General features: G+C 33.2%; 9 protein-coding genes. 7 read left to right on the top strand and 2 right to left on the bottom strand.

Annotated features, from left to right (window positions below):
• Positions 1–70: 70 nt before the first annotated feature.
• Entirely contained in the window at positions 71–1,114 is a 1,044-nt protein-coding gene (locus H0I32_RS12080; protein ID WP_179313701.1) for a hypothetical protein, read from the top strand.
• 33 nt (positions 1,115–1,147) lie between these two features.
• Positions 1,148–2,662, top strand: a complete 1,515-nt coding sequence (locus tag H0I32_RS12075) for an OmpP1/FadL family transporter (RefSeq protein ID WP_179313700.1) — start codon at positions 1,148–1,150, stop codon at positions 2,660–2,662.
• A gap of 370 nt (positions 2,663–3,032) precedes the next feature.
• Here H0I32_RS12075 and H0I32_RS12070 read toward each other — a convergent pair whose 3' ends face one another.
• Both H0I32_RS12070 and H0I32_RS12065 read right to left on the bottom strand, forming a co-directional pair.
• Positions 3,033–9,080, bottom strand: a complete 6,048-nt coding sequence (locus H0I32_RS12070; protein ID WP_179313873.1) for a T9SS type B sorting domain-containing protein — start codon at positions 9,078–9,080, stop codon at positions 3,033–3,035.
• A gap of 24 nt (positions 9,081–9,104) precedes the next feature.
• A complete protein-coding gene (locus tag H0I32_RS12065) occupies positions 9,105–9,566 on the bottom strand; it encodes a hypothetical protein (protein ID WP_179313699.1) in 462 nt (153 codons plus the stop codon).
• 190 nt (positions 9,567–9,756) lie between these two features.
• Between H0I32_RS12065 and folE the strand changes: the two genes are divergently transcribed.
• The 5 genes from folE to H0I32_RS12040 all read left to right on the top strand — a co-directional run bounded on the left by folE (position 9,757) and on the right by H0I32_RS12040 (position 13,591).
• Positions 9,757–10,434, top strand: coding sequence for a GTP cyclohydrolase I FolE (folE, locus tag H0I32_RS12060; protein ID WP_173587923.1), 678 nt, complete (start codon positions 9,757–9,759; stop codon positions 10,432–10,434).
• Between the two features lie 50 nt (positions 10,435–10,484).
• Positions 10,485–11,966: a cysteine--tRNA ligase gene (gene cysS, locus H0I32_RS12055; RefSeq protein ID WP_179313698.1), complete on the top strand. Its 1,482-nt coding sequence runs from the start codon at positions 10,485–10,487 to the stop codon at positions 11,964–11,966.
• Positions 11,967–11,970: 4 nt separating this feature from the next.
• The gene (yidD, locus tag H0I32_RS12050; RefSeq protein WP_173587921.1) at positions 11,971–12,204 is read left to right on the top strand and encodes a membrane protein insertion efficiency factor YidD; all 234 of its coding nucleotides are present in this window, start codon (positions 11,971–11,973) and stop codon (positions 12,202–12,204) included.
• Between the two features lie 65 nt (positions 12,205–12,269).
• Positions 12,270–13,094 (top strand): prolipoprotein diacylglyceryl transferase, encoded by an 825-nt coding sequence (gene lgt, locus H0I32_RS12045; RefSeq protein ID WP_173587920.1) that lies wholly within the window; start codon positions 12,270–12,272, stop codon positions 13,092–13,094.
• Positions 13,094–13,591, top strand: a complete 498-nt coding sequence (locus H0I32_RS12040; protein ID WP_179313697.1) for a DUF192 domain-containing protein — start codon at positions 13,094–13,096, stop codon at positions 13,589–13,591. Before lgt ends, H0I32_RS12040 begins: the two co-directional genes overlap by 1 nt.
• Positions 13,592–13,627: the final 36 nt, after the last annotated feature.

Here is a 13,627-nt window from a genome sequence, read left to right as displayed (position 1 = left end):
TGTTAAATGTATTAAATAATACAGCAAAACTAACTATTTTTGCTATGTTCAACAATAAAATAAAAGAGATATGCAATTTAAAACTATAATTACCCAAAAATTGCCATTTTTTGTTGCTCTCGGTTTCATTACCGCGTTAACTTCTTGTGGTTCGTTTCAATATGTAGGCTATGATAATGATGGGATTTACAGCACAGAAGAACAAGAAGTAGTTGTTGAAGAACTCGTAGTTACAACCTCTACAAACAACTCAAATTATTATAAAAACTATTTCGCTGAAAACTCAGCAGAAGTAGATGCCATACAAGAAGAATCTGAAATTTTTACAGATATTGATTCTTACGAAGGTGAGTATACTGAACAAGCAGCAGATTATACTGAAAATCAAGTTGCTTATGGTGGTTGGGGACAAAACACTAATGAAATAACAATTAATTATGTAGATAATGGTTGGTACGGCTATAACGATCCTTGGATGTGGAATACGGGGTTTAGTTATGGTTACTATGGTTGGAATAGACCATGGGGATATAACAATTATGGATACAGTTGGAACAGACCTTGGGCATACGGTGCATATTACGGTTACGGTTACAATTCTCCTTGGCACAATGGTTATGGTTACAGTAATTATGGATGGAATAATAATTATTATAGAAATAGTAGATATGCTTACAACAACTCTAGAAGAGGATCTGTACTTTATAACGAACGTTTAAGTCGTAGTTACAGTAACAACAACACCTTAAGTCGTAGAAGTAACTCTGCAATATCAACTAGAAACAACTATTCTACAAGAAGACTATCAAATTCGTCAAGTACAACTAGAAATAATTCAAATACAAGAGCTAGATCTGGTAACTATCCTACAACAAGAAGAACAACTACAAGATCTAGTAGAGTAACGAGACCTACAACGACAACAAGGTCAACAAGATCTACAACTACAAGATCAACAACCCCTACAAGAAGCACAAGATCATCAGGAACAACTAGAAGATCAAGCTCAAGCAGCTCTAGATCATCAGGAACAACGACTAGATCGAGTTCTAGTAGTTCTAGATCTAGTAGTGGTAGTAGCTCATCTAGCAGTAGCAGACGTAGTAGAGGATAAAATTATTAAGTTCTAAATTATAAAAAACTAATTATGAAAAAGTTACTTATGCTAGGTATAGGCTTAATAAGCACGTCCTATATTATAGCTCAAGATATCACAGATGCTGTTAGATATTCAATGGACGAAATTCAAGGTACAGCACGTTTTAGAGCCATGGGTGGTGCTTTTGGTGCGCTTGGAGGAGACATGTCTAGTATAAATATTAACCCAGCGAGTTCTGCTGTATTTAATAACAGTCAAGCTTCTGTATCATTAGGTTTATTTAACTCTAAGGAAAATATTGGCTATTTTGATGGAAGCAATTCATCATCTAATTCTAATATTGATTTAAATCAATTAGGTGCCGCTTTTATCTTTAAAAACACAAATCCTAATTCTGGTTGGAAAAAATTCTCTTTAAGTTTTACTTATGATCGATCTGCAGACTATGATAATGACTGGGTGGTTAGTGGAACAAACCCTAACCAAACTATAGGTGATTATTTTTTAAATAATGCACAAGGATTGAGGCTAGATGAAATTTCTGCTTTTCCAGGTGAATCATACTCCCAAGCATATTCTGAAATAGGATCTTTCTACGGTCAGAGAAATCAACAAGCATTTTTAGGGTATGAAGGTTATATTATTAACCCTATAGATGATACAGACGAAAATACAAGCTATGTCTCTAATATAAATGGAGGTGATTACAACCAACGCTACGCATATGCTAGTAGAGGTTATAATGGGAAATTAGCTTTTAATATCGCAACTAGCTATAACGATAAAATCTATTTAGGATTGAACCTTAATAGTCATTTTATAAATTATGACCGTACTACATTTTTAAATGAATCTAATTCAGGTTCTTCTATTAGTCAAGTAAATTTCGAAAACAATTTATCAACCACAGGGAGCGGTTTTTCATTTCAACTTGGTGGAATTGCTAAAATAACAGAACAATTAAGAGTAGGCTTATCTTATAACTCTCCAACTTGGTATCGTATTTCAGACGAAACTTCTCAATATTTAGCAACAACGAGATCAGAAGGTGGTTCTGACATAAATCAAGTTGTAAACCCTAACATTATTAATATTTATGAAGAATATAAATTACAAACCCCAAGTAAGATTACAGGTAGTTTAGCTTACGTTTTTGGCAAAACAGGTTTATTAAGTTTTGATTACAGTTTAAAAGATTATAGTAATACTAAATTTAAACCAACATCAGATGTTGTTTTCTCTAGTATAAACAATACTATAAGTAACACATTAGACACTGCTGCATCTTATAGACTAGGTGGAGAATACCGTTATAAACAAGTTAGTTTCAGAGGAGGATACCGTATTGAAGAAAGCCCATATAAAGACGATGGTTTTTATGGTGATCTAAAAGGATACTCTTTAGGTTTAGGATATGATTTTGGTAATCTTAATTTAGACCTTGCTTTTAGCCAATCTGAACGTGATTACAATTATCAATTCTATTCTACAGGCTTAACAGATGCTGCTCAAATTGAATCTAAGTATTCCGATTTTATTTTAACATTAGGGTTTAGGTTATAAAAACCAAATCTAAAAATCATAAAAAAGCCCTGAATATTACAATATTCAGGGCTTTTTACTTCGCTACATTTTCTTAAGAAGAATAAAACCTTGTTATGCATCCACCACTACTAAAGGTAATTTTCAATCACATGTAACATCAATAAGTTTGACTATATAATTAGCTGACTTTCCATACTCTTTAAATCTTCATGCTTCACCAACTACAAACTCCCCTATTCTATCTTCTAAACCTTTTACACATATATGTATTAACCTGAAAACTTATCTATAAAAGAACCGTGTAATTTTAAACTTTACCAGACTAGAGAACAAAATAAAGCCTGAACATAATTAAATGTTCAGGCTTTATATATTTATTCTATTCTACTTATCGTTTCAAAGAAAAATGAGCTTTAAATTCTTTGCGCTCTCCTGTGCTTGGCTCATCGTACTCTACTGTAAACCAGTATCCATCTGTTGGCATCAGTTTACCGTTATACGTGCCGTCCCAGCCATCACCATCTGGACTTACCTGTTGTAACAACTTACCATATCTATCATAGATATAGATCTCAGCACTATCACCAATACCTTCAATGTTCCAAGTTTCATTATTTCCATCTCCATTTGGCGTGAAGAACAATGGATAATCAAGTACAAATTTTGATGTTGATCTTAGTCCACATCCGTTTCTATCTCTTGCAGTGATCTCATGATCTCCTGATGATACATTGCTAAAGATTCCTGAGTCTTGCCATGGACCGTCATCTAAACTGAACTCATAGACTCCGATTCCTATTGCTGTTGCTTCTAAAACGTGATTATCTGCAAAAGCTTGTGTTAAAAGTTCTATTGTTATACTTGGTGGCTCACTTTCTATAACCTCTGTACTATCACTAATAACACAACTAGTCACTGATGATGTAGTGACATCTGTTACATCAACGCTATATGTTCCTTCTTCTAATGGAACAATACTTGGTCCTGTTTCCCCTACCATTTCCACAGCATTAAAATACCATACAAAAGTATAATCTACTGCAGATAAATAAGTATCTATAACTAAAGGCTCTAATACTTCTGTGTCATTAGTATTGATACAAAGGATATAACTATCATCTAAATCTAGATCTGGTAATGGATTAACCTCTAATGTTAATTCAGCTACAGCATAACAAATTGATGTGTCGTTACCTGTGGTTGCATCTGGAGTATCATTATCTACTCTTGCATAAATTACTTGCGGATTTACCGTGTTTTCATACAAGGTTGGTAATGGATTCTCTTTTAAATCAGCATCTTCTTGAGTTCCATAATAAGTTACGATATAATTTAAAGGGTCTTGAAGATCTAAGATATCTGCATCCATTGTAGTTAAATCGAATTGAGCACTACCATTGGTATAATCTCCATCAATTTCATCGTCACATATTTCATATAATATTGGATTAGTATCCGGATTGGCTTGTGCCGCCTCATGAACTTCAATATAAAAACTCTGTGTACTTATTGAACAACCTGTTACGTTATTTGTGATTGTAACAAAGATTTCTTGTGGGTTACTTGTATTACTATATGAACTCACTAAGCCATTCATTCCTGCTTCAGCATCAGCTAAACTTTCGTGATAACTTACTATGAATTGTGTTGCGTCTTGACCGTCTAGTACTTCTTCATCTTTTGTTGTTAAATCAAAACTATCTATTCCATCAGTAAACAATTCACATTGTATAAAATCTGTAACAGGAACTACTGTTGGTAAAGGATGTACTACAATAGTAAAATCGACTAACGAATAACATCCTGTACTGTTTCTTGTTATTCTTACATAGATTTCTTGTTCTGGGGTATCTATATTAGTGTACTGTGTTGGATCTGGTATCACATTAGAGTCAGCATTCGCATCTTCTTGAGTTTCATAATAACTTGCCGTTACGCCTGCTTCTCCGTTTAGGATTAAAACTTCATTTTCTGTTAAATCAAAAATCTCTACGCCATCTCCTGTATTTACATCATCACATAACTCGATGTTTGGAATATCTTCACTTGGTGTTGGCGTTGGATTTGGTAATACACGTATGGTCAGTGTTACATAATCTACACAACCCGTATTTGTATCCGTAACTACCACATAAAGCGTTTGCGGATTCGCATTTAATCCATCTACAGATGTATTAGTATACTGTGTTGGATCTTCAATAACATTGATTTGAGACTGTGCATCGGCATTAGTTTCATAATACGCTACAGACAAACTTCCGTTACCTCCTGTAATTTCATCATCTTTTACGGTTAAATCAAAAACTGTAAACTCATCACCTGGTGTTTCTCCTAAATCATCACATAAACTTAACTGTGTGGGCTGGATTGCTACAGGAGGTAAATTAACTTCTAATTGAAATTCACCAGTATCTTCACAACCTAATGATGCATTAAATAAACGCACATAAATAGTTTGAGGATTTACAGTATTTGTAAAACTATTAATATTAATGATTGGATTTGCTCCTGTTTCTGCTTCGGCTTCATTGATGTGATACGTAAGTGAAATAGCTGAAACATCTTGTGCCCCTATAATTTCTGCATCTTTCGTCGTTAAATCAAATTGTGTAAACCCATTAGCATCTGTATCACATAATACATATGGAGCTATTGCTGTTGGTACTTCTGGAGAAGCCACAACAATAAGTTCCAACGTGTTTTCGGTAAGACTATAACAACCTGTTAATGTATTTTCTGAACGTACATAGATCATTTGATTGTTAGCTACCGTATTAGTATATAATCCCGTAATAGCATTATCTCCTGTTTCAGCATCTGCCTCTGATTCGTGATAAGTAATTTCAACATCAGATTCACTATTAGTGATCTCTGTAGTACGTTGAGTTAAATCAAATTCGGCAAAGCCATCATTATTATCGTCACAAACTTCTATTGCTGTTGGATTTGGTTCTGGTGAAGGCACCGGATCTATATGCAGGGTTACCGTCACAGTATTATAACAGCCGGTTGTATCATTTTCGGCTCTTACAAAAATAATTTGATCATTCCCCGTATTTACATAAGGACTCGCTATAGCATTAGTTGCACTTTCTGCATCTAATAGCGTTTCGTAATACGTTAGAGTGAGACCTGTTTGACCATTTAAGATCTCATTATCAGCATCTTCTAAAGTAAAAGCTTCTTGCTCATCCCCTGGATTGTTTACATCACAAAGTTCTAATGGTGCCGGCGTATTTAATACAGGCAATGGGTTAACGATAAGTTCTAAACTTATTGTTTTATAACAACCTCCTGCAGTTGTATTATCCTCTGCTCGAATCCAAATGATTTGATTAAAAGCATCAGTATTTGTATAGGCTGAATAGTTAGTTATTGGATTACTTGCTGATTCTGCATCCGCTTCACTTACATAATAACTAAGAATGTATTGCGTCTCATTTTGACCGTTTAATACCTCTTGTGACTTCGTTGATAAATCAAAAATAGCATAACCATCTGCTGAAACATCATCACAAACTTCTAATGCACTTGGTGCTATTAATTGTGGCGTTTCTTCGACTATTAATTCTACTACAACAATCGTAGCACAAGCTGTAGTTATTGTTGAGCTTTCTATACGTGCATATAATGTTTGAGCATCTTGAACAATATTTTCGTAATCTACAGATGTGTCTATAGCATTTACTCCATCATCTGCATTGATCTGCGTTTCATGATAAGTAACATCTAATCCTGAAGCACCTCCGGTAATTTCAGTATCTAAATCACTAAGTATAAATATTCCTAATCCATCGTTGTCTGGATCACAATAAATAAGAGGTTGTGGTGTATACGCAATAGGAGCTTGTTGTACAACTAACTCTAACCTTGTAGTAACATAGCACCCTGTATTGGCATCTTCTACGCGTGCAAAAATAAATTGTCCGTTACTTGTATTTGTATACAGCAGTGGTAATGGATTAGTACCTAATTCTGCTTCTGTTATTAACTCATGATAAGTAATTATATAATCTGGATTATCACCTGTAATTTCTGAATTCTTCAAAGTTAAATCCATTTCAGTAAGGCCATCTGGTGTACCATCGTCACAAACTTCTAATGCTGATGGATCAGTGATTACGGGTAATGAATTTACTATTAAATCAAAAGATGTCGTTGCATAACAACTTGGATATAATGGATCTTCTACACGAACATAAATTGTTTGTTGATTTGGTGAACTTGTATTTTCATAACTTGTTGGTAAAATTCCTACATTATTTTCTGCATCATCTTGACTAGCATGAAAACTAACATTAAAAACAGAAGCATCTTGTCCGCCTAAGATTGTTGTTTCTTGGTTACTTAAGTTAAAAGTAGCAACACCATCTCCACTAAGATCATCACACATGTCTAGGTCAATTGGAGCAGTTGCCAATGCTCTTGTGTTGACTATTAGATTAAATAAAGGTATAACTGATGTAGCATAGCAGTCAGTATCAGCAATACTAGTTACTCTTACGTAAATAGGCTGTGGATTTGCAGTATTAGTATAAGTTAACGGTAAAGCGTTGTTTCCTAAATCTGCATCTTCTGCTGTTAAATAATAAGTCACTTCAAAATCTGCCGCAAGTTGTGATCCTAAAATTGTAGCTGTTTGATCGCTTAATTCAAAAGTTGATAAACCATCATTAGAATCATCATCGCAGATTGACATATCTGATACTGGATTGATAATTGGAGCTTCAGATATAGCTAATGTTATAGTACTCGTTGAGAAACATGCTGCAACACCCGCTATCTCAGCTCTAACATAGATAATTTGACCTTCTGTACCCGTATAAGAATCCGAATCACTAATAGGAGACGAATTATCTTCTGCACTAGTTAAATCCTCATGAAAAGAAACTACATAATCATCTACAGATAAAGGGCTTAATATATTTACAATTTCATTATCTAAATTAAAAATAGCAGAAGTAGCAGTACCGCTACATTCTGAAACTGAAATATCATTTAGAACAAATGTTTCTCCTATAGAAATCACAATTTCATCTTGAGCTGAACATGGATCTCCATATACAGCATCCAAACCTTCAGCTAATAAAGTGTAGGTCCCCGATTCTGTAACAGTTAACGAAGAAGTCGTTTCGCCCGTAATTGGAACACCATCTTTTTGCCATTCAAAAGTATTAAAAGCACCTGTGTTATCTGAAATAATAGTATAATCTCCACCACTACATAATTCTTGATCTTCTCCTAGATCTACTTTACAAATAATATCACAATTTGTAGTTGCATTAGAACCTGGAAGATCATTAGAAACTAAATTAATATAACCTGCGGACTGACTATAATTTGTTACTAATAATACGTAATAAGAATTAGCTGGTGCATCTGAAATAAAAATATCTTCAGTAGCACTTGCTGAGAAACTACAATCAACTTGAGTTGATGCATTTAAACTAGAAGGTCCACATTCTGGTTGATCAAATGGACCCCATAAAATAAAATCGACATCATTACCTGTCCCTGTTCCATTTTGACCTGAATTTTGAGTTAGTGTAAAACTTAAATCTCCTGCAATATCACCTGTTTGCATAAAATACCATCTAGGTCTAGGCTGAGAACCCAAACAACCATAATCAATACCTGCTTGAGCTGTACCCGCACCAACAGGGGACGGAATATTAAGTAAATCTCCACAAATAGGCAACGCACCTACACAGGCATCGTTATCTAACACAAAAACCTGAATAGAACTATCAGAATCTGAACACCCAATAATATTAGTATCTGTAACCGTTAATGTCACCGTATATGTTCCTGGTGTTGGATATGCATAATTAACAACTAAACCATCTAAAGTATCACCGTTACCAAAATCCCATGTATAAGTAGCACCAGTACCATCATCAGAAAATATAGCACTACCTTCAAAAGTGACTAAATCTCCTGGATCCACTTCAACAACTCCTGACGCATCAGGTACAGGAGTTACATTATCAATAGAAGCGGTTATTGTTTGACAAGGTGTAAAACAATTAACACTAGCTTCCCAACCCGGGTTAGTACCAGAAGCATTCGAAATAAATTCTACAGTTAAACACCCCGATGTATTTGTATCAGATGCAGAAACAATCCCGGGAGAGCCCCCCCCTACATAGGTACCAATTAAAGGTGCAGTAATATCATCTCCATCATAGATTTTCATTTCATCTCCATCTGAACCAATAAAGAAAAATGAAAAATCTAATTGAATAGCACTACCTTCGACATCTGCACAAATTGTTGCTAGATAATTCTCATTTGAACCATAACCAACATATTGGGTTCCTGAGTCATAAAACATTCCGCTACATTGGCTAAATGTACCGTTGTCCATAATTATGTCTTGAGACACTACTAAATTAGTCGTTATAAAAAGTACTAGTAGAAGTATATATTTTTTCATCATACTGATTTATCAGTTCGTATTTTATTTAAATTTTCTGTATTGAGATGTCACCTGTATAAAATAATTGGTGTTATCAATTTGATAGACGTAAGTACCATTAGCAAAGAAATCTAACTGATACTTTAAAGGATTAAAATTTTCAACATTAAACTTAGTATCACGCTTAAAATTCTTATTGTAAGTCTTAAAAAGTGGTACATTAGAAAGTAGTTTTCCTTTTTTCTGAGTTTTTGGATCAACATCTTCATATATCAAAATTCTATTTCTCAAAAGATGTTTTATATCTTTTAAAAACGATTCATTATCATAAACCATTTCTTGAGCTTGAAGTTGATATACTTCTTCAATCATACTTTTCTCCTTCTTTGTCAGAGGAGTATCTACATTATTGGGATAATTAATTTTTGCATGTGTTTGGTTTTGACTAAAACTCAAAAGACATAAAAATAGAACTGGTAATACTAAGAGGGATTTTAACTTCATTTTTTTGTAATTTAATCTGGCAAATTAATAAATATATAAAGAAAAGAGTGTTAATTCATCAAGGATATTGGCACTTTAACGCTTTTATAGATATAACAGTTATAATTATAAAACCCCTACCTTATACTAAGTGTTTTTATTGTTTATCTTTGCTTCTCGTTTTTTTAAACCGATAACTAATAATTTTATAATGAAAATCGAAAGTGATTTTAACGATATAGATCCTATAGGAGATGACCATATAGGAACATCTAGCGACACCCCTTTAAGAGCTGATGCTTTTAAACTTTCTGATCAAGAAAAAATAGAAAGTATTAAAACAGATGTTAAACATATATTAGAAACCTTAGGTTTAGACCTAACAGACGATAGTTTAAAAGGCACCCCTAATAGAGTTGCTAAAATGTTTGTCAATGAAATTTTTAGTGGATTAGACCCTAATAAAAAGCCAAGTGCTTCAACATTTGATAATAAATATAAATATGGTGAGATGTTAGTTGAAAAAAACATCACCGTATATTCAACATGCGAACACCACCTACTACCAATAGTTGGGCGCGCACATATTGCTTACATTTCTAATGGCACCGTTGTAGGTTTGTCTAAAATGAATAGAATAGTTGATTATTATTCTAAAAGACCACAAGTACAAGAACGTTTAACCATTCAAATCGTAAAAGAACTTCAAAAGGTTTTAGGAACAGATGATGTTGCCTGCATTATTGATGCAAAACATTTATGTGTTAATTCTCGTGGTATTAGAGATATTGAAAGTAGTACTGTAACTTCTGAATTTGGTGGTAAATTCAGTGAAAAAGAAACAAGAAGAGAACTTCTAGACTATATTAAATTAGAAACAAAGTTTTAATCTAAAAAATATTAAACTTATTTATTGATTCATTTATTTAACCTATTTCCATGTCTTTATATCATACGCAACAAATAAAATTATACAATACACTAACTGGTGAAAAAGAAATTTTCCGACCTATAACAGAAGGCTATGTTGGTATGTATGTTTGTGGACCAACAGTGTATAGTAATGTACATTTAGGTAATGTAAGAACTTTTATGTCTTTTGATATGATTTTTCGCTACCTAAAACATTTAGGCTACAAAGTGCGCTACGTTCGTAATATTACAGACGCAGGGCATTTAGAGAATGATGCAGATGCAGGTGAAGATAAGATCACTAAAAAAGCACGTTTAGAAGCTATAGAGCCGATGGAAATTGTACAGCGTTATACCGTAGATTTTCATAATGTGCTTAATACTTTTAATTTTTTGCCTCCAAGTATTGAACCTACCGCAACAGGACATATTATAGAGCAGATTGAATTAATACAATCTATTATAGATAACGGTTTTGGATACCTTGTAAATGGCTCTGTCTATTTTGATGTACACAAATACAATGAGTCTAACGAATACGGTATTTTAAGTAAACGTAAATTAGAAGATTTAATACATAATACAAGAGCATTAGACGGACAAAGCGATAAGAAAAACCCACAAGATTTTGCTCTTTGGAAAAAAGCAGAACCAACACACATTATGCGTTGGCCTTCACCTTGGAGTGATGGTTTTCCTGGCTGGCATTTAGAATGTACTGCAATGAGTACCAAATACCTGGGTGATTTTTTTGATATTCATGGAGGAGGAATGGATCTAAAATTCCCACATCACGAATGCGAAATCGCACAAAACCAAGCTTCTAAAGGACAAGCACCTGTTAAATATTGGATGCATGCTAATATGCTTGAATTAAACGGAGCTCGTATGAGTAAATCTACTGGAAATTATATTAACCCAGCAGAATTACTTTCGGGAAACAATAATATTATGTCTAAAGCATATAACCCTAGTGTTATTCGCTTTTTTATAATGCAAGCTTCTTATAGAAGTATTTTAGATTTAACTGATGATGGATTATCTGCTGCTGAAAAAGGATTCCATAGACTTATGGACGCTATTAGCTTAATTGATAATTTAAAAACAGGAACAAATTCGTCTATTAATGTTACCGATTGGAAGCAGAAATGCTACAATGCTATGAATGACGATTTTAATACGCCAATTTTAATTGCAACACTTTTTGAAGCTGTAAAATTAATCAATCAAATCAAAGATGGAAGCGCAAGCATAACTCCAGAAGATTTAGAGATTTTAAAAGAAACCCTTAACACTTTTGTTTTTGACGTTTTAGGATTGGTTAATATATCGAAAACAAACACAGGCACAGATAAATTATCTAGCGCTGTAGAAATTCTTATAAACCTAAGAAAAGAAGCCCGTATAAATAAAGACTTTGCTTTATCAGATAAAATTAGAGATGATTTATCTGAAGCTGGAATTCAGTTAAAAGACAGCAGAGAAGGCACAACATTTACGACCAACTAAATCTGTGAAAAAACTCTTAACATATCCTTTTCTTTTTTTAATTAAGGTTTACCAAACTGTAATATCACCATTTACACCGGCCACTTGCAGATACCAACCTACATGTTCTCATTACGCTAAAGAAGCACTTGAAGTTCATGGTTTTTTTAAAGGCGGATGGTTAGCAGTGAAAAGAATTTTTAGTTGTCACCCATGGGGTGGAAAAGGATTTGACCCAGTTCCTCCAAAAGAAGATTAATATAACGTTAATCTCATTTTCAATCCCTATCAAAATATTATATTTACCGAATAAATAATATGTCTATGTTTTTATTATCGATTGATTGGGATCCTATAAAATTTATTGATCTAGGATTTTTTAAACTTCATTTTTACAGTCTTATGTGGATTACAGCCTTCATTTTAGGCTTTTATGTCACTAAACGTATCTATAAAAAAGAAGGACAATCTGATGAATCTTTGGATTCTTTATTTATATACTCTGTTGTAGGTATTATGCTTGGTGCGAGATTGGGACATGTTATTTTTTATCAACCTGAACTGATAACTGAAGATTTTTTCAGCATCTTTTTACCTTTCAAGTTTAAAGGAGGGTTTGAGTTTACAGGGTTTCAAGGTTTAGCGAGTCATGGTGCTGCAATAGCTATGATAATTTCTATGTATTTATACAATAAGAAAGTATTACACAAAACAGTACTTTGGATATTAGATCGTGTTGTAGTTCCAGTTGCTTTAGGTGCTGTATTTGTTAGGATTGGTAACTTTATCAATTCTGAAATCATAGGAAAATATACAGGAAGTGATTTTGGTGTCGTTTTTAAACAATTAGGAGAAACACAACCAAGACATCCAGCTCAATTATACGAAGCATTTTGTTATGTATTTGTATTCATAATCTTATTTTATTTCTATTGGAAAACAAAAAAATCTGAACAACAAGGTTTTTTATTCGGCCTATTTTTAGTCTTACTTTGGACGGTTAGATTCTTTGTTGAGTTTGTTAAAGAAGCTCAGAATGTTGAACGTGCAGATTGGGCTTTAAATACAGGTCAATGGTTAAGTATTCCTTTTATTATTATAGGACTTTACTTTATGTTTATCTATAAACCTAAAACAAAACTTAACTAATGCGATCTCATTTATTTTTAAAATCTATACTTATTGTTTTTTCATTAGCATTGTTTTCATCTTGCAAAGAAGAAAAGAAAACTACATCTGTGGATAAAGTTGAAGTAAGTTTTAAAAAAGAAGGTACGCTAACGTTAAACAAAGCAACATCAGACTCTATCATAAAAACTATAGATATTGAAATTGCAGATGACGAATACACTACGCAAACAGGTTTAATGTACAGAACAGAACTTGAAACAAATCAAGGAATGTTATTTATGTTTCCAGATTCTCAAATGCGAAGTTTTTATATGAAGAATACTAAAATCCCTTTAGACATCATTTATATAGATGAAAACAAAACTATTGTTAGCTTTCAGAAGAATGCGAAGCCAATGGATGAGACATCACTACCTTCTGAAGCACCTGCCAAATATGTGTTAGAAATATATGGTGGACTTAGTGATGTATGGAACCTGAATGTTGGAGATACTATTTCTTTTGAAACTCTATAACAACTTATCACCATAAATAAGATTAATATCTTATCT

It is taken from the genome of Winogradskyella sp. HaHa_3_26 (genome assembly GCF_019278425.1).
GTDB lineage: Bacteria > Bacteroidota > Bacteroidia > Flavobacteriales > Flavobacteriaceae > Winogradskyella > Winogradskyella undariae.
The sequence above is the reverse complement of the archived record's forward strand: the minus strand, read 5'-3'. Positions and strand labels throughout refer to the sequence as shown.

Bases quoted from the DNA above. Each gene is read 5' to 3' on its own strand.
- folE (WP_173587923.1), top strand. From the start codon at position 9,757: ATGAAAATCGAAAGTGATTTTAACGATATAGATCCTATAGGAGATGAC.
- H0I32_RS12040 (WP_179313697.1), top strand. From the start codon at position 13,094: ATGCGATCTCATTTATTTTTAAAATCTATACTTATTGTTTTTTCATTA.
- H0I32_RS12070 (WP_179313873.1), bottom strand. From the start codon at position 9,080: ATGAAAAAATATATACTTCTACTAGTACTTTTTATAACGACTAATTTA.
- H0I32_RS12065 (WP_179313699.1), bottom strand. From the start codon at position 9,566: ATGAAGTTAAAATCCCTCTTAGTATTACCAGTTCTATTTTTATGTCTT.
- H0I32_RS12080 (WP_179313701.1), top strand. From the start codon at position 71: ATGCAATTTAAAACTATAATTACCCAAAAATTGCCATTTTTTGTTGCT.
- cysS (WP_179313698.1), top strand. From the start codon at position 10,485: ATGTCTTTATATCATACGCAACAAATAAAATTATACAATACACTAACT.
- lgt (WP_173587920.1), top strand. From the start codon at position 12,270: ATGTTTTTATTATCGATTGATTGGGATCCTATAAAATTTATTGATCTA.
- H0I32_RS12075 (WP_179313700.1), top strand. From the start codon at position 1,148: ATGAAAAAGTTACTTATGCTAGGTATAGGCTTAATAAGCACGTCCTAT.